24 protein-coding genes and 6 pseudogenes are annotated in these 23010 nt (G+C 67.9%); 12 read left to right on the top strand and 18 right to left on the bottom strand.

Features of this window, described 5'->3' with window-relative positions; genetic code table 11:
• Window positions 1-99 precede the first annotated feature (99 nt).
• The 3 genes from OG332_RS22985 to OG332_RS22980 all read right to left on the bottom strand — a co-directional run bounded on the left by OG332_RS22985 (window position 100) and on the right by OG332_RS22980 (window position 2612).
• On the bottom strand, window positions 100-1020 hold the full coding sequence (locus OG332_RS22985) for a hypothetical protein (RefSeq protein WP_327415233.1): 921 nt from the start codon (window positions 1018-1020) through the stop codon (window positions 100-102).
• Between the two features lie 288 nt (window positions 1021-1308).
• Window positions 1309-1644, bottom strand: coding sequence for a transposase (locus OG332_RS47875; protein ID WP_442816369.1), 336 nt, complete (start codon window positions 1642-1644; stop codon window positions 1309-1311).
• A 698-nt stretch (window positions 1645-2342) separates the two neighbouring features.
• Window positions 2343-2612: a hypothetical protein gene (locus OG332_RS22980; RefSeq protein ID WP_327415232.1), complete on the bottom strand. Its 270-nt coding sequence runs from the start codon at window positions 2610-2612 to the stop codon at window positions 2343-2345.
• A gap of 133 nt (window positions 2613-2745) precedes the next feature.
• Here OG332_RS22980 and OG332_RS22975 point away from each other — a divergent pair, with 133 nt between their 5' ends.
• The 7 genes from OG332_RS22975 (at window position 2746) to OG332_RS22950 (ending at window position 7412) form a co-directional block, all read left to right on the top strand.
• The gene (locus OG332_RS22975; protein ID WP_327415231.1) at window positions 2746-3093 is read left to right on the top strand and encodes a GntR family transcriptional regulator; all 348 of its coding nucleotides are present in this window, start codon (window positions 2746-2748) and stop codon (window positions 3091-3093) included.
• Window positions 3090-4067: a DUF1648 domain-containing protein gene (locus tag OG332_RS22970; RefSeq protein ID WP_327415230.1), complete on the top strand. Its 978-nt coding sequence runs from the start codon at window positions 3090-3092 to the stop codon at window positions 4065-4067. Before OG332_RS22975 ends, OG332_RS22970 begins: the two co-directional genes overlap by 4 nt.
• On the top strand, window positions 4006-4464 hold the full coding sequence (locus tag OG332_RS47870; RefSeq protein WP_442816196.1) for a hypothetical protein: 459 nt from the start codon (window positions 4006-4008) through the stop codon (window positions 4462-4464). The genes OG332_RS22970 and OG332_RS47870 overlap by 62 nt, the downstream gene beginning before the upstream one ends.
• Window positions 4464-4727 (top strand): hypothetical protein, encoded by a 264-nt coding sequence (locus OG332_RS22965; RefSeq protein ID WP_327415229.1) that lies wholly within the window; start codon window positions 4464-4466, stop codon window positions 4725-4727. The genes OG332_RS47870 and OG332_RS22965 overlap by 1 nt, the downstream gene beginning before the upstream one ends.
• Before the next feature lie 93 nt (window positions 4728-4820).
• A complete protein-coding gene (gene istA, locus OG332_RS22960; RefSeq protein WP_327411910.1) occupies window positions 4821-6239 on the top strand; it encodes an IS21 family transposase in 1419 nt (472 codons plus the stop codon).
• The gene (gene istB / locus OG332_RS22955; RefSeq protein WP_327411911.1) at window positions 6236-7009 is read left to right on the top strand and encodes an IS21-like element helper ATPase IstB; all 774 of its coding nucleotides are present in this window, start codon (window positions 6236-6238) and stop codon (window positions 7007-7009) included. Before istA ends, istB begins: the two co-directional genes overlap by 4 nt.
• 160 nt (window positions 7010-7169) lie before the next feature.
• Complete coding sequence (locus OG332_RS22950; RefSeq protein ID WP_327415228.1) at window positions 7170-7412, top strand: hypothetical protein; 243 nt, start codon at window positions 7170-7172, stop codon at window positions 7410-7412.
• A gap of 34 nt (window positions 7413-7446) precedes the next feature.
• Here the strand turns inward: OG332_RS22950 and OG332_RS22945 are convergent, their stop codons facing one another.
• The 9 genes and pseudogenes from OG332_RS22945 to OG332_RS22905 all read right to left on the bottom strand — a co-directional run bounded on the left by OG332_RS22945 (window position 7447) and on the right by OG332_RS22905 (window position 14727).
• The gene (locus tag OG332_RS22945; protein ID WP_327415227.1) at window positions 7447-8283 is read right to left on the bottom strand and encodes a transposase family protein; all 837 of its coding nucleotides are present in this window, start codon (window positions 8281-8283) and stop codon (window positions 7447-7449) included.
• A 72-nt stretch (window positions 8284-8355) separates the two neighbouring features.
• Complete coding sequence (locus tag OG332_RS22940; protein ID WP_327415226.1) at window positions 8356-8526, bottom strand: hypothetical protein; 171 nt, start codon at window positions 8524-8526, stop codon at window positions 8356-8358.
• 222 nt (window positions 8527-8748) lie between these two features.
• Window positions 8749-8952: pseudogene (locus OG332_RS22935) on the bottom strand (tyrosine-type recombinase/integrase); the annotation flags it as partial.
• A 114-nt stretch (window positions 8953-9066) separates the two neighbouring features.
• Complete coding sequence (locus OG332_RS22930) at window positions 9067-10869, bottom strand: multicopper oxidase family protein (protein ID WP_327415225.1); 1803 nt, start codon at window positions 10867-10869, stop codon at window positions 9067-9069.
• Window positions 10870-11703: 834 nt separating this feature from the next.
• Window positions 11704-11982, bottom strand: coding sequence for a hypothetical protein (locus OG332_RS22925; RefSeq protein ID WP_327415224.1), 279 nt, complete (start codon window positions 11980-11982; stop codon window positions 11704-11706).
• The gene (locus OG332_RS22920; RefSeq protein WP_327415223.1) at window positions 11979-12347 is read right to left on the bottom strand and encodes a hypothetical protein; all 369 of its coding nucleotides are present in this window, start codon (window positions 12345-12347) and stop codon (window positions 11979-11981) included. Before OG332_RS22920 ends, OG332_RS22925 begins: the two co-directional genes overlap by 4 nt.
• Window positions 12344-12610 (bottom strand): hypothetical protein, encoded by a 267-nt coding sequence (locus OG332_RS22915; protein ID WP_327415222.1) that lies wholly within the window; start codon window positions 12608-12610, stop codon window positions 12344-12346. Before OG332_RS22915 ends, OG332_RS22920 begins: the two co-directional genes overlap by 4 nt.
• A gap of 462 nt (window positions 12611-13072) precedes the next feature.
• A pseudogene (locus tag OG332_RS22910) lies at window positions 13073-14070 on the bottom strand (IS5 family transposase).
• Between the two features lie 393 nt (window positions 14071-14463).
• The gene (locus OG332_RS22905) at window positions 14464-14727 is read right to left on the bottom strand and encodes a hypothetical protein (RefSeq protein WP_327415221.1); all 264 of its coding nucleotides are present in this window, start codon (window positions 14725-14727) and stop codon (window positions 14464-14466) included.
• 520 nt (window positions 14728-15247) lie between these two features.
• Here OG332_RS22905 and OG332_RS22900 point away from each other — a divergent pair.
• The 3 genes and pseudogenes from OG332_RS22900 to OG332_RS22890 form a co-directional block, all read left to right on the top strand.
• On the top strand, window positions 15248-15451 hold the full coding sequence (locus OG332_RS22900; RefSeq protein ID WP_030647895.1) for a cold-shock protein: 204 nt from the start codon (window positions 15248-15250) through the stop codon (window positions 15449-15451).
• Window positions 15452-15763: 312 nt separating this feature from the next.
• Window positions 15764-17277, top strand: a pseudogene (locus tag OG332_RS22895) (DEAD/DEAH box helicase).
• A gap of 46 nt (window positions 17278-17323) precedes the next feature.
• A pseudogene (locus tag OG332_RS22890) lies at window positions 17324-17482 on the top strand (CBS domain-containing protein); the annotation flags it as partial.
• Window positions 17483-17512: 30 nt separating this feature from the next.
• Here OG332_RS22890 and OG332_RS22885 read toward each other — a convergent pair.
• From OG332_RS22885 to OG332_RS22875, 3 genes and pseudogenes are all read right to left on the bottom strand, one after another.
• A complete protein-coding gene (locus OG332_RS22885; protein WP_327411594.1) occupies window positions 17513-18433 on the bottom strand; it encodes an IS3 family transposase in 921 nt (306 codons plus the stop codon).
• Complete coding sequence (locus tag OG332_RS22880; RefSeq protein WP_327419347.1) at window positions 18430-18714, bottom strand: transposase; 285 nt, start codon at window positions 18712-18714, stop codon at window positions 18430-18432. The genes OG332_RS22885 and OG332_RS22880 overlap by 4 nt, the downstream gene beginning before the upstream one ends.
• Before the next feature lie 23 nt (window positions 18715-18737).
• A pseudogene (locus tag OG332_RS22875) lies at window positions 18738-20365 on the bottom strand (IS4 family transposase).
• A gap of 227 nt (window positions 20366-20592) precedes the next feature.
• On the opposite strand from OG332_RS22875, the pseudogene OG332_RS22870 reads away from it, so the two are divergent.
• Together OG332_RS22870 and OG332_RS22865 are read left to right on the top strand one after the other, a co-directional pair.
• Window positions 20593-20841, top strand: a pseudogene (locus tag OG332_RS22870) (CBS domain-containing protein); the annotation flags it as partial.
• Between the two features lie 51 nt (window positions 20842-20892).
• Entirely contained in the window at window positions 20893-21204 is a 312-nt protein-coding gene (locus OG332_RS22865; protein WP_327415220.1) for an SCO5918 family protein, read from the top strand.
• A gap of 108 nt (window positions 21205-21312) precedes the next feature.
• Here OG332_RS22865 and OG332_RS22860 read toward each other — a convergent pair whose 3' ends face one another.
• From OG332_RS22860 to OG332_RS22850, 3 genes are read right to left on the bottom strand one after another with little or no spacing between them, the layout of a single operon-like run.
• Window positions 21313-21672, bottom strand: coding sequence for a hypothetical protein (locus tag OG332_RS22860; protein WP_327415219.1), 360 nt, complete (start codon window positions 21670-21672; stop codon window positions 21313-21315).
• A gap of 58 nt (window positions 21673-21730) precedes the next feature.
• A complete protein-coding gene (locus OG332_RS22855; protein ID WP_327415218.1) occupies window positions 21731-21904 on the bottom strand; it encodes a hypothetical protein in 174 nt (57 codons plus the stop codon).
• A gap of 28 nt (window positions 21905-21932) precedes the next feature.
• Window positions 21933-22289 carry a PRC-barrel domain-containing protein gene (locus OG332_RS22850; protein ID WP_327415217.1) on the bottom strand — a complete coding sequence of 119 codons (357 nt, stop codon included), beginning with the start codon at window positions 22287-22289 and terminating at the stop codon, window positions 21933-21935.
• Window positions 22290-23010: the final 721 nt, after the last annotated feature.

Below are 23010 nucleotides of genomic sequence, written 5' to 3'. Positions count from 1 at the left end.
TGACCATCTACACCTGCGCGTACTCCGCCAAGAGGCGCGTCCGTTCTGTCGGCGGTGGCTGGTTACGACAGGGCATTTCCGTTCACACCAGTGCAGGATCTACTGGCCGGTCAGCGGGTTGTAGCTGCAAGCTGCGGTGGAGGGAGAGGTGCAGGAGTCGTAGGTGTTGGCCAGATAGTCGGTCGTGACGGTTGCCTTTCCGTCAATGGCCTGAATCGTCAGTGGCTTCGTGATCGTGATGACTTTGTACTGCCAGCCGCTCGGCAGGTGAAGCTTGCTCGCGAAGTCCGGCTGCTCAAGGCTCTGGATGGTCTCACTGGTGTCGAATTGCGAGGATCCTGCCTGCATGACGTAGGGATTGTTGTCGGGGTCAACGAGAACGAAGATCTTCGTGCCCGCGTTGAATCCGATGACCGAATCGCGCTGGATGGTGGTCTGCTTGTACGCACCCTTCGGGTTTCCGAAAATGTTGGAGATGTCCGGCGGGTATTGCGGGTAGGCGAACCAGCGGGCATAGGTGCCGCCGAAGTTCAGTGTCGGACCGACGGGCAGCTTGAGCGTGTCACTGACCCAGAAGCGGGGGCCGTTCTTGAGCACGCTCGGCACGCTGTAGTCCTGAGCAAGAGAGTCCTGCGAGGACTTGTTCCAGAGGGCGAGGGGTGCGGAGTCCGGGGTGTTCGGGTTCGGAACACCGGGATTCTCCGGGTTGTTCATGGACGTCGTGTTGTACATGCTTGCGACGCCGGGGCCACAGATGAGGCTGAACTCGCCGTACTTGACCCCACGGGTGTTGGTGATCGTTGTCATCTTGGCGGTATCGCCGTCATGCAGGTGGGCGTTGCAGCCCGGATACTTCTTCGCCACTTCCGGGTTCGGCGACGGCGGGGATGGGGCGGACTGAGACGTCGCAACCGATAGCGAGCCGCCCTGCGATGACGCGCCCGTCGCCATCAGAGCGGCGGACAGCAGCGCCGCCGAGACGGCCAGCTGCTTCTTTGCGTTCCGTGCAAGCATGTTCACAACTGCCTCCACCTGGCCACCTGAAGTGGGTGAAAGAACGTCAGCCCGCGCGGCCGGGGTCTCAGTTTCGAACCCAGGCCGGGGAATCGCGGTCTCCCCGGGGGGCGTGCCGGTTCGCAAGGGGGGCGCTGTAGCCCTCTGGATACGGGGCCCGGCAGCGCCGAAAGAAGCCCGCCTTAAGCACCGCCGAATAGTGCGGCACAATCGAATGGCCAGCTTTCAGCAGCTTACTGCCGTCCGACGGCGCCCGCATTTTTGGTGCCTGCCTTTTCGGTACCGGGCCGCACCTCAGTGGCAGCAGCGCCTCCTTGTGGCAGCACCCTCGTCTGGGGCTGGCGAAGGCCTGCTCGTGGGCGCCCGTCCCTGGCCCTGTTGGCCGCCCGCATGCAGCGCATGGCCGGCGACGGCCGGCAGCCCGCGCGGCATCTGGCCCGACTCGCAGAAGACGAGGTCTGACGTCAGGGCCCGCCTCGGCTCAAGTCGCCCGTCGGCGGCCCGGATCCAGTACCGCAGCGTCTCGGTGTTCACCCCGAGATCGGTCGCGACCGACCCGATCGTCGCACCCGGACTCGACCGGTACAGCGCGACCGCATCGCAGATCCAAATCTCGCCGGTGTGCAAAATCCTGCGTCGTTCACCGACCGCGGCCCTACGCACAAAGCACCTGCCACTCGTGATCCGACAGCACCACCAGGGCGACTTCGGCCCGGTACGCCCCATGCGGTGCATAATGGCCGGTTCGACGGCCGAGGACACTGAGCCATTTCGGAGTGGCCAGGGATGTGGCCTGACCCGCACCTTGCGCGAGGCGGATGCCGAGTGGTCGACGGCAACCTCGCGGAGTGCGACCGCAGGGGCGACGGTCGGCCGCGTGAGCGAGGGTGCCACCCACGCGCCAGGCGCGCGCCCGCAGAGCCACAACACCCGTCGCACCTCCTCAGGTGCTCTGGGGGTCGTGCCACAACGTGCCAGTAGGGGCGGTAAGCAGCGGTCGACAGAGGTTGACCACGACCCCTGAGCGCAAGGCCCTCCACGGACGTTCCCGCAGGTCAGAGGCCACCTGGATGCCCAAGTGCCGGGTGATTCCCAAGCCGGACGGTGGCGTCGATGTCGGCGGCTAGCCTGCGCCGGTGCTCCATGGTGGAGTGCTGGTAAACAGCGGGGCACGCTCCGAAGACTGCCCCGCGCGGAGGTCCTTCAGTCCGTACGCGCGCGCCTGGATGCTCTCCAGCCTGATCTGCGCGGTACCCGACTCGGGCGTGAAGGCCGAGCCGACTCGGCGAGTCGTACGGCGTCGGCCAGGCGCCCGTCCCGGTAGGAGATCAGCATCCGGAGCCCCCGGACCCAGGCCCGGAGGCCGCTGTGGCCGGCCGGCTCATTGAAGAGGAAAGCGGTGCGGCCCGGGTCTCGACGGCGCCGTGGCGGCCGAGGTCGAAGCCGGCGTTCGCCAATACGCCGCGTAGCGCGCCGGCGCCGGCGTACAGGTCCGGGATGTACTGCGGCGGCTGGCGCCTTTTGAGGAGTTCGAAGGCGTGGTCGCGCAGGGCACGCACCTCGCGGAAGAACGGCCCTACGGGCCGGTTGGGGCACACCGACGCGCTCCTCCGCCAAAGACAGCAGTCGCTACCCAAGGCCCGTTCCCCGACGCGAATGCCGCACCGAGTCTCCGAAGTCCACGGCGCACCCATACGACATGACATCTATAGTGCTATCGTCATTAGCATCATGTTGCTGAGACTGGACACCACGGACAGTCGCCCCCTTCACGAGCAGGTAGCGGGGGCGATCCGACGGGCCATTGCCGAGGGCGAGTGCGCGCCGGGGGACCGGCTGCCTCCGGCGCGAGACCTGTCCCGGGCGCTGGGCGTGAACGCGAACACCGTTCTTCGCGGCCTGCGCGCCCTGCGCGACGAGGGAGTGCTGGAGTTCCGGCGCGGTCGCGGCGTCACCGTTGCCGAGGCCGCCGACCAGCGGGCGCAGCTGCTCGAACGGGCACGGCAGTTGGTGGCCGACGCGGCACACCTCGGATACAGCAAGAACGATCTCATCGAGATGTTCAGGGGGCTTTCGTGACTGACCGTATGAAGAAGAACGGCGCCCGATGGGGGGCGGCGGCATGGGTGGCCGGGGTGTTGGCCGTCTTGGCCGCCCTTCCGTTCGCCGCGAGCGGGCGCCTGCCGGACCGGCTCGCCACGCACTGGGGCGGCGCGACTCCGGACGGCTCGATGCCCCTGTGGGCAGCGGCGCTGTTACCGGCGCTGGTCTGGGTCGTTCTGGCGCTGTCCATCGCCTTCGCCGGCCGGCGTGGAGGATCTCCCTCGGAAGCCTGGATGGGCACTTCGCTGCTGACCGGCGGGGTGTTCCTGGCAGGTGCCCAGGCGTCAATCGTGCGGGCCAACCTGGACCGGACCGACTGGAAGGATGCTGCGTCGGTTGGCGCGGGAGTGGCGATCACGGCTCTCGTTGCGGTGGCGGCGGGCGCGCTCGGCTGGCTGGCCGGTCGGCGGGCAGAGCTGCCGACTGAGCCGATCCGGCTCCCTGAGGGTGACGTCATGGAGATCCCTGCGGGTGAGCGCCGCGTCTGGCTCTCCCGCATGTCGAACCCCTGGCTCCACCTCATCGGCGTGCTCACGGGCCTGGTGGCCGCGGCCGGCACTGTGGCAGCCGCGGGCGGCCTGATCGGCGTGGAGTGGGCCCTGATCACTCCGTTCGCATTCGCCTCGCTCGGGATGTTCGCCTTTGCCTCGGTGCAAGCACGCGTGACGGAGGCCGGGCTGGAGGTTTCCTTCGGACCCCTGGGCTGGCCGGCGCGCCGTTGGACGGCCGGCAACATCGTCTCGGCGCGCGTGGAGAACCGCAGGCCGGCGCAGGTGGGCGGCTGGGGCTACCGGCTCAGCGGGCTGGGAACCACCGTCATGCTCCGGTCCGGTGAATGCCTGGTCATCCACCCCCGCAAGGGCCCCGAGTTCGCCGTGAGCATTGACGATGCCGAACGCGGCGCCGCGCTCCTCAACGCTCTCGCCGCGAAGCAGCAAGCGGGCGCATGAGCCGGACTTTCGTGTCCCTCGGCCTCGCCGTTCAAACCTGGCCCGGCGCCTTCTCAAATCTTGCCGTTCGAGCACTCGGCGCCCCGGATGGCCGGAAATACACGAGGGGCTACCGGAAGGTTTCTATCCATTTGACCGTGCGTCACGCGGACAAGGCGTGGAGGTCGCCCTGCTGCTGTCCACCGCGCAGAAATCCGACTGGCGCGACTGCACGGACAGCAGCGACACCTGCCGACGAACGCGGGCGGGGCCAGCCGTCGGCTCGCGAACGACACGCCCCGTCCAACGCTGCGCGGGACCATCGGCCTGCTTCAGGAGCGCCCCCTACGCATGGCGAGACCTGGTGACAACGTCGCACACCACGGAGCGCGTGATGATCCTGGAGGTGACCTGCTGATGCGGCAGCGCACCATCAGTCTCCCCTGGGGAGCCGGCTACGGCCTGGCCCGCACTCTCCTCGCCCTCGGCACCCTGGGCGCCCTCGCCCTCACCGACAGCACGCCCCTGTTCCAGGAAGTCACCACCGTGGGCCAGTACCCACTGTGCAGGGGAGTCACCGCAGCAGGCGCGTTCTGCCTGGTGTCCCCCGACCACTTCGAGACCATGCGGTGGGCATGCTGTCGGCGTACGGGCTCTGATGCAGAGGTGCGTACGGGTTGATCTACAGAGGTGACTCGGCGTGTCGGGGTGGGGCCCGGCTCGATGAGAGGAGCCTGACGCTGATCTTGTGAAGCGTCGAGGAGGGCCTGTCGGATGTTGCTGGAACCGGGGCGGTGGCTGGAGCTGCGGCGTTTCCGGGCTCTGCATGAGGCGGGCGCGAGCATCTCGGAGATCGCTCGGGAGACCGGTCTGAACTGGCGTACGGTCAAGAAGTATCTGGAGAGCGACGGTCCTCCGGTTCCGCCGGCTCCGGCGCCGCGCTCGGATCTCGGCAACCAGGTGATCAAGCCGTGGGCGCATGTGATTGATGCGTGGCTACGGGCTGAGGTGCTGCTGAAGGCCGCGGTCATCCATGAGCGTCTGGTCGAGCAGTATGCCTTCCCGCACCACTACCAGCGCGTCAAGATGTACGTGCAGCAGGCCCGACCCCGCATCGCCGAGGAGTTGGGATATACCCCGCGCGAGCTGGCGAAGTTGCACCGCCGCTTCGAGGTGGTGCCCGGCGCCCAGGCCCAGGTCGACTGGGGCGACGAGGGCAACATCCTGGCCCATGTCGGCATCCCGAAGGTCTACTCCTTCCACATGACCTTGTCCTACTCCCGAGATCCGTTCTGCTGCTTCACCACCAGCCAGAATCTGGCATCGTTCTTCGAGTGCCACCGGCGGGCGTTCGCGCACTTCGGCGGGGCGCCCGGGGTGATCGTCTACGACCGGACCAAGACTGTCGTGCGCCGTCACGTCGCCCCGGGCGAGGCGGTCCCGTTGCATCCGGAGGCCGTGGCGTTCGCCGGGCACTACGACTTCGACATCGACGTCTTGGCCGCCTACCGGCCGACGGGGAAGGGCCGCGTCGAGCGCCAGGTCCTCATCGTCCGCGATCATGTGCTCGCGGGGCGGTCCTTCTCCAGCCTGGATGACATGGACGGGGCGTTCATGGCCTGGGTGCCCCAGCGCCGGGCGCGTACGCACCGCACCCACGGCGAGGTGATCGGCGTGCGGGCCAAGCGGGATCACGCCGCGCTGCGGGCGCTGCCCGCCAAGCCCTACATCGTGGCCGATCGGCACCTGCGACACGTGGCCAAGGACTGCCTGGTCGCCTTCGACGCCAACCTCTACTCGGTGCCCGCCACCAAGGTCCGCCACCGCCAGCTCGTCGAGGTCAGAGCCTCCGCAGGCACCGTGGCCCTGCATTCCACCGTGCCCGACGCGCAGGGCATCACGCTGCTGGCCGTGCACTCCCGCGCGGTCGGACGCAGCGCGAGGATCGTGGATGAGGCCCACTGGAAGGCCCTGCCCGACGGACACACCCGCGCCACCACCACCGACCTTCCGCCACCCGTGAGCAGGCCGGCCCGCTCCGGCGCCGAGGAACCGGGCGGTCTGATCTCGCTGCTGACCCGGGCCAGAGCCGCGCAAGTCCACGTCGGCACCCGTCCGCTGGCCCTCTACGACCAGATCGCCGGCACCCGCCCGTTCAACCCCGCCCCCATCGACCCCAAGGACATGCGTTGAGCGAGCTGGTCACCGCCCGGATCCGCACCACCGCCACCAAACTCGGCCTGCCCCACCTCACCGAGGCCCTGGCCGAGCACGTCGGCCGGGCCGACGCCGCGTCGATGGCCTACCTCGACTTCCTCGACCTGGTCTTGGAAGAAGAACTTGCCGTCCGTGAAGAACGCCGCTTCCGCCACGCGCTACGGGTCTCCCGCCTGCCACACCACAAGACGATTGAGGAGTACGACTTCTCCTACCAGCCCGAACTCGACCCCAGGAAGGTCAAGGACCTGGCCACCCTCGCGTTCGTCGAGGCCAAGTCCAACGTCGCGCTGCTGGGCCCGCCCGGGGTCGGCAAGACACATATCGCCGTCGCGCTGGCTGTCGCCGCCTGCCGGGCCGGCTACTCGATCTACTTCACCACCCTCGACGACATGGTCCGCCAGCTCAAGGCCGCCGACTCCATCGGCCGCCTGGCCAGCAAACTCCGCACCTACCTGCGGCCTCACGTTCTCGTGGTGGACGAGGTCGGCTACCTCCCGCTGGAGCGTGACGAGGCAAACCTCGTCTTCCAGATGCTCTCCAAGCGCTACGAGAAGGGCTCCACCCTGCTGACCTCGAACAAGAGTTTCAGTGAGTGGGGTCAGGTCTTCGGCGACGACGTCCTGGCCACTGCCATCATCGACCGCCTACTCCACCACTGCGAGATCCTCGCCATCAACGGCGCCAGCTACCGCCTGAAGAACCGCCTCACAGCCATCGAAGGCGGCATCACTGCGGCCAGCTGACACAGGATCAAGCTCTGCACATCAGCCCGTACACACCTCTGCACTACAGCCCGTACGCCGACACATGCTGCCTCATCCTGGTCTTACCGCTGTCCACTGCCACTGAGGTGACCCCCGGAGTGTGGGCACAGGGGGTCACCTCACAACATCCTTGTCTTACATGGTGCTTGAGCGAACCGGTTGTTCGGGGCGGTCGGTGATGGCACCATCGATCCAAACTGCATTCGGGGGGCACACCATCATTCTCATCGTCTTGGGCGGCCTGTGCTTGGCTGCAATCTGTCTGGCGTTGCTAGGCCCGGCCGTGATTCGTGAGCGGTTCGGCTGCTCAGGCTGTCTGGTTGTCACGATTGTCGCCTGTCTGATCGGTGCAGGCATCACGATCGCGATCATGCAGAACTAGCCTCGAACGGTGATCGTGGCGGGGAGATCGTCCGTCACCGGGCCACCTGGTGGTGGGTCAGCACGAGCAGGGCCCGTACCAGCGCGGTCGCATGCCGCGGGTGCATGCGCACCTTGGTCAGGATCCGGAAGGTCTTCAGGCTCGCGAAGCCGTGCTCGACCGGGGCCCGCAGGCTGCTGATCAGCCGGTTCACGACCTTCTTCGGCGAGGAGAGGCGCTTGCCGCCGCTCGCCTTGAACCCGGTGATGACCGCCGGCCGTTCCCCGTCGCCGTCGTCCAGGCCGACGAAGCCCAGGTCGGCGACCGCTCCCAGCTCCAGCTCGCGCAGCCGCGCGCACAGCTTTTCGTAGCGGGCGGCCGTGATCTCGCTGCAGGCGCCGCGACGGGCTGAGGAGATCCACAGCAGCCGCCCCTTCGCATCGGTCAGGGCGAGGAAGAGCAGGCCGTGCGCCTTGTGCTTGCCCGAGTAGTTCTTCCGGTTCGCCTGACCGGTCCGTCGCCGGGTACGGATCAGCGTGCCGTCCAGCAGCACCACGCACCCGCTGTCCTTGGCCACCTTGGCCAGCGCGCGGTCCAGACGCGGGGAGCGGGCGGCCAGGAGGCCGATCACCTCCAGCACCCAGCGCCGCACCGTGGAGGCCGACACCGAGGCGCCGTCGGCCAGGTCGGCCAGCCGCTCGTCGTTGCGCAGGTGGGCGAGCACGATCACGGCGATCCGCCCGTCGTTCAGCGTGCGCCACCGCGAGCGGATGTTCTCGCGGTGGGTGCGGATCAAAGAGGCCACATGGTTGACGGTGGCAGTGGACAGCGGTAGGCGGACGGAGTAGACAAGGCTGATGTCGCCCCCGGCGGGGCTGGACTTGGTCTTCACACACCTCCCAACCCCCGCCGGAGGCAGGCGCGTTACGGCCCGGACCGGCCGTTGCGCAGGGCCGGTCGCGGGCTACCGGGGCAGGTAGCGTCCGGCGGGGGTTCGGGTGATCCAGCCGCGCTCGGCCAGCTTGCGCAGCTTGCCGCGCACCGGCTCCACCTTCGTCGGCACCGGATCCAGCCCCAGCGCGCGGGCCACATCCTTGGCCTGCAGCGGGCCGTCGCCGCCCGCGACGATCTCCATGATCGTCCGGTAATCGGCGGGCAGGTCCTCGATCCGGCTCTCGGGGCCGCGCGGGCCGAACAGCAGCTGGCCCGCGGCACCCAGCGTGGCACCGGCACTCTAGCGCGGGTTCGATTCCCGTCATCCGCTCTGACAAGAAGGCCCAGGTCAGCGACCTGGGCCTTCGTCGTTGTCCAGCCCTGACTGGTAGGCGCGCACCACTTGCGCACCACATCCTCCCCGTCAGGCCCGCTCGGCGGCCTTCTGGCGAGCCGCTTGCACCATCCCGTCAAGGCCGGCCGCCACCTCCTTCTGCCGCTCGTGATCAGAGTGTTGGTAGATCAACGCGGCCTTCTCGGAGGACCGGCCGGCCCGCACCATCGTGTCCTTCACCGTCGCCCCGGACCTGGTGGAGAGGGTGTGCCCGGTGTGACGAAGGTCGCAGAACCCACGAAGAGCAGGCCATCCGACCGTTGACGCGGGCACCCACGACGAGGCCCACGCACTCCATGCTCGCCTTGGCCGTCGCGGGCCGCCGAAGACACCTCGGGTGCTGACCTGTCAGTGGTCCTTCTTGCGCATGCCTCCGATTTGGTAGGGCCGCATCATCTCGTTGTCCTCGTGCTCGACGATGTGGCAGTGCCAGACGAAGCGACCAGGGTGGTCGAACCGGGCCTTCACCCGGGTGATTTCTCCCGGGTAGGCGATCACGGTGTCCTTGAAGCCACGCTCCCAGCTCTCCGGCGGAACGGGTGACCCGTTGAACGGTTGCCGGTCAACCACCTCGAACGCCACCTCGTGGATGTGGATCGGGTGGGCGTCCACAGTGAAGTTGTGCAGCTCCCATGTTTCGGTCGCGTTCAGCCTCGGGTTCTCCGTGACCGGGTCGGCCCAGCCGAGCAACACCGGATTCCCGGCGGAGTCGACCGTCCCGAGCATGGCCTGGACCGGCGTGTCCGGCGGAACCAGGGGATCGCTGGAGTTCACCTCGTTGAGGGAGAGCCGTCGGGTGACGCTCGCCGAGCCGAGCGGCCTGATCCTGGGCAGCCGGAGCCGATCCGGCAGGACGCTCGCGTCTTCGCCCACCAGCGGGCCGACCACGAATTTCATCACCTGCCCGGTGGTGGCCGGATCCGCCACAGGGAAGTCCACGCCCGGTTCGCCCCGGCCGAAGGGTTCGTCCGCGCCCTCGTTGATGAGGTACAGCTCGGTACCTTCAGCGATCCCGGTGAAGTCGACGATCACGTCGGCCCGCTCCGCGTTGGCCAACAGCAGCCGTTCCAGCTGAACCGGTTCGGGCAGGAATCCGCCTTCGTTGCCGATCTGCCAGAACGGTACGGCCGACCGGGCCGGCCGGACGGTCGGACTGTCCGCGATCTTCAGGATCAGGAACCGGGCATTGCATCCGTTGAGGAAGCGCAGCCGGTAGCGGCGCGGTTCGACCTCGAACTTCGGCCATGTCCGGCCGTTGACCACCATCGTGTTGGCGAAGAATTCGGGGTTCCAGATGGGAGGTACATCGGTGGTGGGAACGTACGGGCCCGCGAACCCGTCGAAGAATTCCCGGCTCGTGGGGTAGAACAGCGAGCCGTCCGAGTTGAACGACCGGTCCTGGATGGCCAGGGGGATCTCGTGGTACCGGGTGCCCGGCGCATCACCGAAAGCGGGCGCCGGTCCGGGCAGAACCCCCTCGGGCAGGTCGCACTCGCCGCCGCGCAGCAGGTAGAACCCGGCGGGTCCGGCGTAGACGTTGAGCCGGGTCATCCCCAGGGTGTGGTCGTGGAACCAGAGGGCCGACGCCCGCTGGTCGTTGGCGTACTGGAAGGTCGCGGTACCCGGCTCCCACTTCAGGTCGTACGCTTCGGCGAACTTCTCCCGGAACTCGTCGTAGAACGAGCCCACGGTGGCGAATCCAGCGGGAATGTTGTTCGCGCGCGGCAAGTACCACGCCTCGGTGTAGCCGTCGCTCTCCTCGGTGGAATGCCCACCGTGCAGGTGAGTGACGATCGGCACGGGTCCGGTATACGGACCGGGCGTCGACGTGAACGTCGGCCGGGAATCGCGCCCGGTCTTGCCACCCGGCGGATTCGCCCAGTGCAGGGTGGGATCGACCGCCAGCAAGTGCGGGAGGAAACGGCCTTGGCTGTCGACGAGATCGTTCACCCAGGTGACCCGGACAGGCCGGTCGACCTTGGCCTCGATGGTGAACGAGGGGTAGTTGAACGTGGTTTTGTCCCCGAGCGAGCCGTATCCCCACACGGTGGTGGACGGCAGAGTAGGAGGCAATACCTGCTGGCTGAACTGCCGGACGCCGATGACGTACGTGTCGATGCCGTGCCGCTGCGGGTGGCGAGCCTTCGGCATCACCGGCGGGATCACCAGATTGGTGACGTATTTCGGAATGGTCGTTGGGTCCAGGGTGGGGACTGGGAATGTGCGGGCAGACCCGGCCCCCGGGGCCACTGCGGTCCCGTTCGGGAGTGCCATCGCCCCATTGGGTGCCGGAAGGACCAGGGCTGCCCCACCAGCGGCCCCGGCTACGAGCAGGTCTCTTCGCGCAATCATTTCTCCCGCTTTCCACAGCCCGAGGGCACCGGTCGTTCGTCACTGAATGTTAAGAGTCATGAACAGTGTGTGATCGCATGATGCCCGGCGTGTTCCCGGGTCGTCGGAACCGGCGGCGCGCGGGCTACGAATCGGCGCGGTGACGGGCAAGATCCGTTGGCGGCAAATGACCTCGTCCGGCGATCAGGACAGCCGACGGGGCGTGAAGCCCAGGGCTCCAGGTTCGGTGCATCTCGCATTCGGGACGAAGTGGTCGCGCCAGAGGCGTGCCAGGTCACGCAGAAACACCGGGTACCGAATTCGACGCGCGCCAAGGGTCCTCTCGCGCCAGACAGGAGCCGTGTCGAGTCGGCGGCCGTGCCACAACGCGCCAGTACAGGCGGTAGACAGCGGTCAGCACGGGATCCGACGCGACAACGCGAGCGAGCCTTCGCAGCTATTTCCGCAGGTCAGCAGCCATACTGACCCGCAAGTGCCGAGTGATTCCCAAGCTTATGGCGCGGGTTCGATTCCCGTCATCCGCTCTTGAACGACGGCCCAGGTCAGCGACCTGGGCCTTGTGTGTTGTCCAGACCTATTCAAGAGTCCCGCACCACTTGCGCACCATCTCCGTACCACCCGCCCCTTCTCGCGTCAGAGCAGGTGCGGCGGCGGTACGACCAGGACCACGGCCAGGAGGCGCGGCCTCATCCGCGGGAGCGCCTGGGTCTCGAACCACCCGCCGGAGGAGAGCATGTGACGGCGAGCCGTACCGGGGGTGGGGTCGCCGAGTTCGGACGGGTCGATGCCAAGGTTGGCCAGTTCGATGATCTGGTCGGCGACAGCCTTCACTTCGTCGCGCACAATTTTCGGGTAGCCCGCCTCGTCCTCGGCGTGGAAGGCGTACTCCCACACCCAACGGTCATCGGTCACCGGGCGGCCTCGCCGGCGGTACGGAGGCCGGCCTCGGCGGCGGCGGAGTTGCGGATGCGGCTGATCTCGGCGGCGATGTCCCGAGCCTCGCCAAGGTCGGTGACCTCTCCGGCGCGGGCCTCAAGCGCGCGGAGCCGGGCGGCGGTCTCCGGGTGTCGGGCAATGGCCACCTCGACGGCCCATGCCTCCGTGAAGGTGCGGAGGGGAATGGCGGAAACGTCGGCACGCGCGCGGGCGGTGCTGGCCGCGCGGTCGCGGTCGAAGTCGGCGAGCAGCTGCGGGGCAACCTGGGCGAGGGCGGCGCGGATCGCCTCGGGCTGGGCGGGCGGCTGCGGGATGGCGGACGGCTGGGGCGCGGTGCTCATGCGGCTTCGGTCCTCTCCTCCTGGTCAAGTTCGCCCGCACGGTAGGCGTTGGCAAGGGTGGTGACGTGCTGGCGGGACCAGCCGACGCGGCGGCCTGCCGCAGCTTTCTGCCCGTAGCGGCCGGCGGAGCCGATCCGGCCCACCGTGCGATTGAGGTGCGCCTGCGCCCGCGCAAGGGCCTGCTCGGCCCGGCGGACGGCCTTGAGGGCATCGTCCAGGTCGGCCTTCTCGTCGTCGGTCAGGGGGTCGCTCGCAGCTCGCACAGCCCGAGCATAAACCGTCGTCGGCGTTTGACGCTATGGCGCCACTCGGAAGAGCGATCGCGACAGGAACGGGTACCGCCGGCGCCGATGGACAAGGGCCGCTGGGCAGCAGCCCGCCAATACCGCGGTCACCAGGACGGCCCGAGTGCACGACGTCAGCCCTGCGGAAGGCCGTGCCACAACGTGCCGGTAGAGGCGGTAAACAGCGGTCACCAAGGGGTTCACCGAAGCAGTCAGGACGGGGCGATCGGCGCGCGTTCCCGCAGGTCAGAGGCTATACACGGGACCAAGTACCGGGAGATTCCCAAGCTTATAGCGCGGGTTCGGTTCCCGTCATCCGCTCTTGAACGAAGGCCCAGGTCACAGACCTTGGCCTTCGTCATTTCTAGACCTGTTAGACACTCCCGTGCCCTCCGCGTGCCCCAACTGGCGGGACTACCTAGGGCCTGTTCTGAGTTGAGATCACGGGAGGGCTGGCAGGCTGCGTAACCAGAGGATGGATCCGCGCAGGTGGAGCCCGGCGGCATAGCTCTCAGGTGTCTTGTCGTAGCGGGTGGCCAGCCCCCGCCATTCCTTGAACTTGTTGATGGCGCGCTCGACGGTGTTGCGATCTTTGTAGAGCGTGCCGTCGTGGCTGACCGGGCGGCCGCCGGAGCGTCCCTTCTTCTTGCGATTGGCAGCCTGGTCGGCCTTTTCCGGGATCACCGCCTTGATGTTGCGTCTGCGCAGGTGGGCGCGGTTGGCTCGGGAGGAGTACGCCTTGTCGCCGGCCACTGCGTCCGGCCGGGTCCTGGGGCGGCCGATCCGGCCGCGCACCTTGATCTTCTTGAGGACAGGGATGAAGTGCGGGCTGTCCGCGGCCTGCCCGGGGGTAAGGATGATGGACAGCGGGCGGCAGCGCCGCTCGACGGCAAGGTGGATCTTGCTGGTGAGCCCGCCCCGGGAGCGGCCCAGTTCGGCGGCCCGCAGTCGGGCCCTGCGGCGCCGGCGCACGGCTCGGCGCTGTTCCCGCTCGGGGTCCTCCCTGTCCGCGGATCCCTCGCCTACGGGGTCGTTTTGTCCCTTTGTTGCAGCCCCTTTTCCTCCGCCACGGCCTTCTCCAGATCCTCAAGGAGCTCCGGGGCGACCGCCATGCCCGCCGCGTGGTGATGCGCCCGAGCAACGGTCGAGTCCACGCTCACCAGGCTGAGATCGACATCGTCGCGAGCCTCCGCCTCGGCGATCATCGCGTCCATGAGGGTCTGGAAGACCTCGTCACGCGCCCACATCCGGAACCGGTCGTAGATCGTCGACCAGGAGCCGTAGCTCTCCGGCACATCCCGCCAGGGACTGCCGGTCCGGAACCTCCACATCACCGCGCTGAAGTAGCGGCGCAGGTCAGGGATCGGTCCGAACGCCCCCAGCGGCAGGTGCGGCTCGATCAACTCCCACTCGGCATCGGTCAGATCATCACGAGTCATGCGACCGGTCTACCCCGGCCAGCACCCTCCTGAAGCGAGAATGACCGATCCCGTGATCTCAACTCAGAACAGGCCCTAGTCCTCTTTCCCGGCCAACACGCGATCGGCGGCGTAGTGCGGGCAGGAAGGGAGATGCCACGTCACCGTCACCCGGCGCCGGTCGGCGGCGATGGTACGGGCCTGCCCAGTGGCCGGGCAGGCCGAACAGTGCGGGCACCCGACGGTTTCGAACTTCAACTCAGCCATCACCTGCGCCACCTTCCCCGCCAATGGTGCTCGTGACGAGAGTGCCACGCCTCGCAGCGGGACAGTCTCGGAGAAAGCTGCACACCGGGACTCGGGGGGCGGCTCATGGTCCGGCCGTGCCAGTGAGATGGCCACGGGGATCACCGTTCAGCTGACCATTTCGTCAGGAGGTTCCCGCGGGTGCCGGTGGATGAAGGCAGTGACCCCGAGCAGGACGCTCCGGCAGAGCGGCCGGGCACGGATGATCCTGCCGTTCACGTGTGGGCCACGGCCGGCCCACCATTCCTTCCCGCTGAGGCGGCCGCCACCGTCGAGGCCATCGTGCGGGCTGTGCACGATGGCGATGATGTTCGCATCCGGATCCTTTTGGCAGCCTTGGTCAACGTCGCCGACACCGAGGTTCTCCTCCACCTGCGAGAGCGGCTCCGCGAACGACCGCAGTGACGGTCAGGCGCTGCGGAACAGACGTGTAGCGAATGCGGGGCCGCGGCCGCCTTGCCGCGGGCACCCCCGAGACCGCCATGGAGCACCTGCGAGCTGCGGATCCCTTCGGGAGGGCGCCGCGGACCCACCCCGCCGGCTCACGTCCCGATGGACTGCACGTCGCAACTGGCGGACACCCTTGCTCCCGAAACACTGCACTCGGGGGGAATCAATATCTGTCCCCGCGGTCAGAGAGTTTAATGGACCCCGCAGGGAGAGTTTTTCCGCGCCGCACACGATGGAGATATTTCACGCACACAAACAGCTGCGGCGTGCTACTGTCGATCTCGGTTGCAGTTTTGGTACCCAAAAACTTCAAGCGCCCCAGTCGGCTTTCGCCACATTCGAGCGCTTCATATTTCCGGTCATTTTCCGGCGGGGCATCATCGCGGCGACACGGTGTCCGTACAGTGCGGACGCTGGTGTACAGCCCCAAAGGAGATATGACATGGCATCCGGCACCGTGAAGTGGTTCAACGCGGCAAAGGGCTTCGGCTTCATCGAGCAGGACGGTGGCGGCGACGACGTCTTCGCCCACTTCTCGAACATCGCAGCCCAGGGCTTCCGCGAGCTGCTGGAAGGCCAGAAGGTCACCTTCGACATCGCGCAGGGCCAGAAGGGCCCGACGGCCGAGAACATCGTTCCCGCCTGACGCTGACGCGCATTTCGTAGCTGGGGCCCGCATCCCTCGGGGTGCGGGCCCCAGCTGCACACATTTCCCGCAGTGGTGTCACCTGCGGGACGAAACACTCAGGGTGACAGCCTCCTCGGGGCTTCCACCCCACTCGATTTTTCTGGATTTCGCGTCCACATGACGCCACCCCATCTCAGCGCCTGCGACCGTACAGAATCTCTGTAGCCCAGAGCCGCTTTCGCATTTCATTCGGCCCGTTCTTGTGATTCCCTGCGCTTCGTTTCCGCTGCGGGAATTCCTTGATACGTGCCGCATCAAGGAAGGTTCTGAATGAACCGCACTCGTACGAATGACCGTTCCTCCCGCACCCGCAGCCGCACCGGCGGCCCCGCTTTCGGCGCTGCCGCCGATTCGGAGCGGGGCACGCGGTTCGGACCGTCGACCCCGAGCCGTTCCGGAGGTCCGAGCCGCTCGGGCGGCTACGGCCGCCGACCCGCCGCGGTACAGGGCGAGTTCGCCCTGCCGAAGACCATCACTCCCGCGCTGCCCGCCGTCGAGGCCTTCGCCGACCTGGCCATGCCGGCCGAGCTGTTGGCCGCCCTCGCCGCGCAGGGCGTGACCGTGCCCTTCCCGATCCAGGGCGCCACCCTGCCCAACACCCTTGCGGGCCGTGACGTGCTCGGCCGCGGACGCACCGGCTCCGGCAAGACCCTCGCCTTCGGCCTCGCGCTGCTGGCCCGCACCGCCGGACAGCGCGCCGAGCCCCGCCAGCCGCTCGCCCTGGTCCTCGTCCCCACCCGCGAGCTGGCCCAGCAGGTGACCGACGCCCTCACGCCGTACGCCCGCGCCGTGAAGCTGCGCCTGACCACCGTCGTCGGCGGCATGTCGATCGGCAGGCAGGCCGGAGCGCTGCGCGGAGGCACGGAGGTCGTCGTAGCCACGCCCGGCCGGTTGAAGGACCTCATCGACCGCGGCGACTGCCGGCTGAACCAGGTCGCGATCACCGTCCTGGACGAAGCCGACCAGATGGCCGACATGGGCTTCATGCCGCAGGTCACCGCTCTCCTGGACCAGGTGCGTCCCGAGGGGCAGCGGATGCTCTTCTCCGCCACCCTGGACCGCAACGTCGACCTGCTGGTCCGTCGCTACCTGACCGACCCGGTCGTGCACTCGGTGGATCCCTCGGCCGGTGCGGTGACCACGATGGAGCACCACGTGCTGCACGTCCACGGCGCCGACAAGCACCGCACCACGACGGAGATCGCGGCGCGCGAGGGCCGGGTGATGATGTTCCTCGACACCAAGCACGCCGTCGACCGGCTGACCCAGGACCTGCTGAACAGTGGTGTCCGGGCCGCGGCGCTGCACGGCGGGAAGTCGCAGCCGCAGCGCACCCGGACCCTGGCCCAGTTCAAGACCGGGCACGTGACGGTGCTGGTGGCGACCAACGTCGCGGCGCGCGGGATCCACGTCGACAACCTCGACCTCGTCGTGAATGTGGACCCGCCCACCGACCCCAAGGACTACCTGCACCGCGGCGGCCGTACCGCCCGCGCGGCGAGTCCGGCAGCGTCGTCACCCTGGTCACCCCCAACCAGCGCCGCGAGATGACCCGTCTGATGGCGGCCGCCGGCATCGTCCCGCAGACCACCCAGGTCCGTTCGGGCGAGGAGGCGCTGAGCCGGATCACCGGCGCCCAGGCCCCCTCCGGCATCCCCGTCGTCATCACCGCACCTGTCGTCGAACGCGCCAAGCGCAGCACGGCCTCCCGCGGCAGGCGACGGCCCGCTTCGACGGTCCGACGTGTGAGCGTGCGGCAGTCCGCCTTCGATGCGGCGGCCTGAGAACCACGTGATCAGGAAACTGACCCATCTCTGCAGGAGGCACGTTGTGACGCTGGTCCAGATGCAGCCCCGCTCGGCGAACGCCAACCCTGTGCACCGGACGGTGGAGGACGCGATGGAGGCGGCCGGTCCACAGGTCTGTGACGACATGACGGTCGAGGTGGCCCTGGCTGTCATGGCCAGTGCCCGCGCGGGTCATCTGCTTGAGGTTCCCCCGCACTGCGGGAGGGGCTGACTAGCTGGTCAGGGTGGGTTGACGTGGTTTCAGGTTCACTTGTTCGGTCGCTGCCTGGTTGGCGTAGTGCTTCTCCTCGTACTCGATGGGGCTGAGGTAGCCGAGCCGTTTCTGGATGCGGCGGGGGTTGTAGAAGCCGTCGATGTACTCGAAGAGCGCGAGGTTCGCCTCGGCCCTGGTGGCGAAGACGCGGCCGCGGATGCACTCGGTCTTGATGACCATCCACAGGTTCTCCGCGAGGGCGTTGTCGTACGAGTCGCCGACCGAGCCCATGGAAGCCTGGATCCCGGCCCTGACCAGGCGTGTTGTGAGCTTCACGGACGTGTATTGACAGCCGTGGTCGGCGTGGTGAATAAGCTCTCCGGGGGCGACCTCGCGGCTGGCCAGGGCGTATTCCAGCGAGGTCAGGACCAGATCGGCGTCGGCGCGGGCGGAGGTCTCCCAGGCCACCACCCGGCGGGAGAACGCGTCGCGGATCGCGGACAGCCACAACGGCCCCTCCCCGGTGGGGATCATGGTCAGGTCGGTAACCCACAGCCGGTTCGGCCCGGCCGCGGTGAAGTCGCGTTGCACCAGGTCAGGGGCCAGATCGGCGTCCGGGTCACGGCGAGTGAAACCCTTGCCCCGGCGGGGACTGATCCCGGCCAGGCCGGCCTGGCGCATGAGCCGCTCGACGCGCTTCCTGCCGACGTGGACGCCCTCACGCTTGAGGACGGCGTGCACGCGGGGTGAGCCGTAGATCCCGCCGGACTCCTCGTGGACCTGCCGGATCCTGCTGGTCAGCTCGGCATCCCGGCGGCGCCGTTCGCACGGTTCGGTCTCGGCCTGGCGCCACCGGTAGTAGGTGGAGGAGGGGATGTTCAGTTCCCGGAGTACGGGCTCGACCCCCAGATACGGGTGCTCGTCAACGAGCGCCGTCACCTGGGCCGGGTCGGGTCGAGCTGGGCCGCGAAAAAAGCCGAGGCCGTCCGCAGGACCTCATTCGCACGCTTGAGCTGTGCATTCTCCTTCCGCAGGGCGGCAAGCTCCTCCCGCTCGCCAGTGGTGAGCACGTCGTCGCGTTCGCCGGCGTCGGCCTCTGCCTGCCGGATCCAGTTGCGCAGAGCCTCGTGGTGCACGCCGAGTTCCTCGGCCATGCGGCGGATCACGGGCTTCGGCTCGGCGGTCCGGTACATCCGTACCGCACGCTCACGCAACTCCAGCGGATACTTCCAAGACCACGGAGTTATGGCTTGTCCGGCGCTGTCAACAGGGGCGGGGACAGGGGCTTGTGGAGGTTGGGGTGGTCCACTCGGGGTCGAGGGTGTAGAGGCCCCGGCCGGTGCGGCGGAGGATTCCTTCGCGGACCCAGCGTCCCAGTTCTGCGCGTAGTCCTTGGGGATCCTCCAGTCCGATACCGCGGGCGATTTCACATGCGCGCCAGGTGCGGTGGGGATCGGTTCGCAGGAGTTGCAGTGTGCGGTCGCGGCGTCCGTCGGGGCCTGGGCCAGCGGAGGGGTTCACGGTGACACTGATGCTGGTGATCCTGGATGCGCCCAGGACTTGTGCCTGGTGGGGCGGGGCGGCGTAGCGGGAGATCGGGCATTTGACGCGGCGTGGGTTGACGCGGGCCCGGCGGGGTGGGAGCAGATCGTGCAGCAGGGCCGGTGTGATTCGTCCCGGTCCGGTGTCGGGCAGTACGTCGGCTGCGGCGATGAGCTGGTCTTTTGCGGTCTCCAGGGCGACGGTGAAGGAGGCGCGGTCCGGGTCGGTGCCGGGGAGGGTCTCGACGGCCTCGGCCATCGCGCGGCGCAGTGCCTGGTAGACGGTCAGGTGAGCCCAGAGTTCTTGTTGGATCCCGGTCGCGTCCTGGGATCGCAGCACCAGGCCGTGCTGCAGGGTGTGCCGAAGCGAGTAGAACGCGGACTCGATCTCCCATCGCTCGTGGTAGAGCTCCACCAGCTCTGCGGCGGGGTAGCGACGGTGATCGGTCAGCGTGGTGGCCAGTCGGTAGTGGCCTTCCAGCCTCAGCCCTTTGGCGGTCGTCACCGCGATGTGCGCATCGATGATCCTCAGCCGGGTCCCGTTGATCCTGGTCAGGAATGACCCGTCCGGCAGTAGTGCCCAGCGTGCGGGTGTCCGGGTTCCCTTGAGGCGTACCAGCAGCTGGGCGCCGGTGGCCGCGGCCTTCGCGAGGAAGTCGTCGGAGTCGAAGCCCCGGTCGTTGAGCAGCAGCATCCTGTTGTCCAGCAGTGGTAGCAGCTGCTCGGCGTAGCCGGTCTCCTTCTCGGGCGTCGGTCCGAAGACCGCACCGAGCAGGGCCCGGGTTCCGGTCTCGCACAGCACCATGATCTTCAGCATCGGATATCCGTCCGTGCCGTAACGATGCTTGTGTTTGCCCAGCCAGGCGCAGACTCGCGGCCGGTCAGGGGCCTTGGTGGAGCTGCAGCCGTCGAAGGCGACTGTGCGCCAGCACCTGTATCGCACCCCTGGTGTGATCGGCTGTGCCACGGGACCGGCCAGTGTCTCGAAGAGCAGCCGCAGCGGCGCGGCGCCCAGCCGCCGGCGCACCTCTCGCAGCGCCTTCTCCGACGGACGCGGTGGAAGGAGCCCGCGCAGGCCGCAGGTGAGTTTGTCCCACACCCGCATGTAGCCCAGCTGCGGGAAGAGAACCAGTGCCAGCACGAAGTAGACACCCACCCTCGACGGCAGCAGCCTCAGCCTCCGCTGGGTTCCGCCAGTACGTTCCAGCACGTCATCGACCAGTTCAAAGGGCAGGTGCCGGGTCAGCTCGCCCAGATGCCCCGGAGCGAAGACCCCGTCGGCGACGGTGATGGACGACGTGAGCGTGACGGTGGAACACTGAACGGGCAACGGGGCTCCTTCAGGCGGGAAGACCTTGGTCGGCTTCCTCGCTCTACCAGGAGTCCCGTTGCCCTGACCGGCACTTCTCCCAAATACCTCGCCCCTGTTGACAGCGGCCGACAAGCCATAACTCCGTGGTCTTGGGATACTTCCTCGGCGCAGGCATCGTCTGGGCTCCTCTCATGAGACCCATCTGACCCTCTGTCACCCATCCCCGCATCTCGGGGGAAGCTCAGCTCGTCTGCGACGAGGACGGCCTGTGCACCGGGCTGGTCACCCAGGCCAGGCTCGCCACGCTCCGCGACAGCGCGGCGTACACGGACCAGGTCCGTCTCCGCGACCTTCTGGGAGACCGCGGGCCGGTCACCTCGCCCTTGACCACGATGGCCGAAGCCGAGCACGCGATGCGCTACCGCAGGCTCGATGCCCTGCCAGTCGTCGACGAGCAGGGCAGCGCTCTGGGCGTCCTCGCCCTTGCCCGCTGAACCGCCTCAGCGCGGAACGACCGTCCCCCTTTCTTCTTCCTGTGAGGCAACATGCGCTGTGTCATCGCCCGTTTCCCGTTCGACCTGACCAAGAGCGGTGTCCTGGAGTCGATGAAGGGCGTCAAGCCCGAGCAGGTCGTCGGCGAGTCCGTGACCATCGGGCGCCGCACCTACCCCGTCAAGCAGGTCGGTCAGGTCATCACCCGCCAGGACCGGCGTGACTTCAGCGCCGGTGAAGTCCTCCGGGCCATGACCCAGCTCGGGTTCACCTGCCGCGGCCTCCCCCGGGCCGCCGTGCCCACGCGTGTCCTCAGCCCGCTCCAGCAGGCTTCCGCGATGCTCGGCATCCCGGTGACCGTCTGACGGACAGGACCGGCGCAAGCCGACACCCGAACAGCGAAGAGGGCCCGACCGGCAAGCACGCTGGTCGGGCCTTCCCGCGTACCCAGGGGTTTACTACGCGACGCCGGGTCAGTGGTCGGAGTAGCTGAAGTCGCCCATGCTCCAGGCGCTGACGTCCGCGATCGAGACGCGGTACATCCCGCCCGTCTCCGGGATCCCCACCGTGCCCTGCAGGATGCGGGCCACATGGAAGTGCAGATGGGTGGGCGGCCCCTCCCGGGGTGTCGTGGCGGTGAAGACGGCGGCGAACTCGCCCAGGCGGGCCGAGTCCGTCAGGACCTCCGACACCCGCTGCCTCCACACGGCTTCGGGAGCCAGCCGACCGGTGATGACAGCGCCACCGGTGACCACGGTCAGGGACATCTGATTGCTCCGCCCGGACTCCACCAGGGTGGCGACGTCAACGAGCAGCTCGTCAGGCTTCGACATGAAAGCGGATTCTATTCACCGGCCGTCCCGCCTGCTCGGGCGGTCGCGCTGCCGGCTCTCAGCGCAGTGTGCGGTGATGCCGGCCGGAGCGTCGGATGTGCACGACCAGGTACACCAGGGCGGCGACGAACACCACGATGCCGATGATCAGCAGGTAGAACAGCCCTTCGGCGACGGCGCCGATGATGCCCAGCACGATCGCCACGATGACGAGGATCAGGAAGAGCACCATGCCGTAAGGCACCTCCTCGATAGGCCGGTCAGCGGCGGGCGAGCTGCCGCTCACCGTTCGCGCCCGGCTGGTAGGGCAGGCCGTAGTGCGCGAACACCGCGGCCTCGTCCTCGACGGGCAGGACATCGTCCGTCCCGATCGCCGGGCACTTTTTCACCAGTGACCGGTCGTAGTCGACCTTGATGTAGCCCGGCCCGACGATCGCGCCGTTCAGCGGGACAAAGACCAGGTGGCGGCGGGTGGGCAGCCCTACCTGGACGGTGGCCATGGCCGGCTCGTCGGTGCTGGTGTCCACGTAGATGGCCTCCAGCGTGCCGATCTTATGGCCGCCGGCGTCGACGACGTCGTGGGTCCGCCACTCACGGACATCCGCGCTCTGGATCATCCCCGGCGTCCCTTCGCACGGCGGTGCACCCGATCCGGTGCACTTCCAGCCTGCCCCGCGAAGCCCGCCCACACCAGCCTGGCCGCCCGCGGCTCCATCCCGGGCGGCCGGCCACGACGTCACCGACCGGTTTCCTCGTGCTCTCCGGCTCATCACGCGCGGAGCCCTAGCGGCATCGCTCCGAGCCGTGGCGGGTGTCCCGTGCCCGGTGTGGCCTCACTCCCTGTCCCGTTGCCGTTCGAGGTCGATTACCTCACCGTCGAACACGCGGAAATCTATGACGGCCGGAGTAGACATTGGGCGGTGGCGTGGTTATGGTTTCTCTCGTAGCCCAGAGAGACAGCAGGGCCCGGCAGAGACGAACTGCCGGGCAGCAGTACCCGCAGTTGCAGTGCGCAGGACGGTGCGGTGGTGGAGTTCCGAAGCCAGGGATGTTGCAGGACGGCGACGGGACTGACGACCGGACCGGGTGGCCCGCAGTGATCAGGGGCCGCCGTCAGAAGTACCGCAGTTGACGCAGTGGCAGTACCCGTAAGTGCAGTACCCAGCAGTGAAGACAGTGAGCAGCACCTCGGTGAAGGCGTCGGCTGCGGACGCGCGCACCGGGAAGTTCGGCAGTGGGGTTCCAAGCCAGAGCAGACGCACGATGGGCGACGGGGCTGGCTGCCGAAGAGTGGCGCTGGGTCAGGCCACCAGCAGTACGAAGTAGAGCAGTACCAGC

Source organism: Streptomyces sp. NBC_01233 (assembly GCF_035989305.1).
GTDB lineage: Bacteria > Actinomycetota > Actinomycetes > Streptomycetales > Streptomycetaceae > Streptomyces.
Note: the sequence above shows the minus strand (reverse complement) of the source record. Positions and strands in the feature narration are given on the sequence as shown.

What these genes read in the sequence shown, in the direction of transcription:
- OG332_RS47870 (WP_442816196.1), top strand. Translation starts at nt 4,006, where the DNA reads ATGCCGAACGCGGCGCCGCGCTCCTCAACGCTCTCGCCGCGAAGCAGC.
- OG332_RS22900 (WP_030647895.1), top strand. Translation starts at nt 15,248, where the DNA reads ATGGCATCCGGCACCGTGAAGTGGTTCAACGCGGCAAAGGGCTTCGGC.
- OG332_RS22920 (WP_327415223.1), bottom strand. Translation starts at nt 12,347, where the DNA reads ATGAGCACCGCGCCCCAGCCGTCCGCCATCCCGCAGCCGCCCGCCCAG.
- OG332_RS22975 (WP_327415231.1), top strand. Translation starts at nt 2,746, where the DNA reads ATGTTGCTGAGACTGGACACCACGGACAGTCGCCCCCTTCACGAGCAG.
- OG332_RS22850 (WP_327415217.1), bottom strand. Translation starts at nt 22,289, where the DNA reads ATGATCCAGAGCGCGGATGTCCGTGAGTGGCGGACCCACGACGTCGTC.
- OG332_RS22865 (WP_327415220.1), top strand. Translation starts at nt 20,893, where the DNA reads ATGCGCTGTGTCATCGCCCGTTTCCCGTTCGACCTGACCAAGAGCGGT.
- OG332_RS22940 (WP_327415226.1), bottom strand. Translation starts at nt 8,526, where the DNA reads ATGGAGATCGTCGCGGGCGGCGACGGCCCGCTGCAGGCCAAGGATGTG.
- istA (WP_327411910.1), top strand. Translation starts at nt 4,821, where the DNA reads ATGTTGCTGGAACCGGGGCGGTGGCTGGAGCTGCGGCGTTTCCGGGCT.
- OG332_RS22855 (WP_327415218.1), bottom strand. Translation starts at nt 21,904, where the DNA reads ATGGTGCTCTTCCTGATCCTCGTCATCGTGGCGATCGTGCTGGGCATC.
- OG332_RS22965 (WP_327415229.1), top strand. Translation starts at nt 4,464, where the DNA reads ATGCGGCAGCGCACCATCAGTCTCCCCTGGGGAGCCGGCTACGGCCTG.
- OG332_RS22860 (WP_327415219.1), bottom strand. Translation starts at nt 21,672, where the DNA reads ATGTCGAAGCCTGACGAGCTGCTCGTTGACGTCGCCACCCTGGTGGAG.
- OG332_RS22930 (WP_327415225.1), bottom strand. Translation starts at nt 10,869, where the DNA reads ATGCCGAAGGCTCGCCACCCGCAGCGGCACGGCATCGACACGTACGTC.
- OG332_RS22950 (WP_327415228.1), top strand. Translation starts at nt 7,170, where the DNA reads ATGGTGCTTGAGCGAACCGGTTGTTCGGGGCGGTCGGTGATGGCACCA.